This is a genomic window from Hungatella sp. SL.1.14 (genome assembly GCF_024460495.1).
In the GTDB taxonomy this organism is placed as follows: domain Bacteria; phylum Bacillota; class Clostridia; order Lachnospirales; family Lachnospiraceae; genus Hungatella; species Hungatella hathewayi.
In genome coordinates this window covers 1-310 of the sequence record NZ_JANFYJ010000250.1, presented here as the reverse complement: position 1 = coordinate 310, position 310 = coordinate 1, and the positions used below count along the sequence as shown (strand labels likewise).

Genomic DNA, 310 nt, shown 5'->3' with positions numbered 1-310 from the left:
GTTGAACCGTCGATTAAGCTGCCGGTCTCAGGGTTTCTCATAAAGGAATTTTTCGGAATACAGCAGATGATATAGAATGCCACGATTCCTACAAATACCCAGTTAGCTGCCTTTAATGCCTTTTATTCTTTCGCGGAAATGCTGTCTGACGCCTCGATCAGAGTTCCGTCTCCATTTTCCTTATACGGCCCAAGGCGCGGGATAATCACACGCTCAGTAATATAGGTTCCCCCAATGGTGATCAGGATCGTCGATACAATCATGAAGAACCAGTTTCCCAACGGTGTAACCGTATAGGACGGATCCAGCG

General features: G+C 46.8%; 1 protein-coding gene. It reads right to left on the bottom strand.

The window, feature by feature from the left end; genetic code table 11:
* Window positions 1–122 precede the first annotated feature (122 nt).
* A partial coding sequence (locus NE473_RS30870; protein WP_256265622.1) for an AbgT family transporter occupies window positions 123–310 on the bottom strand: 188 nt, incomplete at its 5' end.